The organism is Methylopila musalis (assembly GCF_042679725.1).
Lineage (GTDB): Bacteria > Pseudomonadota > Alphaproteobacteria > Rhizobiales > Methylopilaceae > Methylopila > Methylopila musalis.
Window position 1 is genome coordinate 1 of the sequence record NZ_JBHTMX010000424.1, and the last position, 674, is coordinate 674.

Genomic DNA, 674 nt, shown 5'->3' on the forward strand with positions numbered 1-674 from the left:
CGAGGCCACGCCCGAGCCCGACGGCGGCGATTCGGATCAGCCCGCCTCGACCTCCGCGCCGACCTCGTCGGCGCCGCAGCAGCCGGCGCGCCCGAGGCGGTGACGCCGCGTCCGCGCCGCGCCGATTGACGGGGCGCGGACCGAAGGTCCACAAGCCGGAACGGACCCGACGCCCCGCGCCCGAGACGGAGACGATCCCATGGCTATCGCCAGCATGACAGGCTTCGCCCGGGTGGCCGGCGGCGTCGGCGACCTGCGCTGGACGTGGGAGATCCGCAGCGTCAACGCCAAGGGGCTCGACCTGCGCCTGCGCACGCCGCCGGGCTTCGACGCGCTGGAGCCGCAGGCCCGCGCCGCGGCCGCATCGAGGCTGCACCGGGGAACGCTGCACGCCACCCTGTCGCTGGAGCGCGGCCCGCGCCCGACCGAGGTGCGCGTGAACGAAGCGGCGCTCGCCGCCGTGCTCAAGGCCGCCGACGCGATCCGCGCCCGCGCGCCGGAGATCGCCCCGCCGACCGTGGACGGGCTTCTCGCCCAGCGCGGCGTGGTCGAAGTGGTGGAGACGCAGGAGACGCCCGAGCAGCGGCAGGCGCTGGACGCCGCCGCGCTTGGCGATTTCGGCCGCGCGCTCGACGACCTCGCGTCCATGCGCGCCACCGAGGGCGCGGCGCTCC

At 77.2% G+C, this 674-nt stretch carries 1 protein-coding gene; it reads left to right on the forward strand.

What is annotated here, in order from left to right; translation table 11 throughout:
- Positions 1–199: 199 nt before the first annotated feature.
- A partial coding sequence (locus ACFQ4O_RS18100) for a YicC/YloC family endoribonuclease (RefSeq protein ID WP_378777821.1) occupies positions 200–674 on the forward strand: 475 nt, incomplete at its 3' end.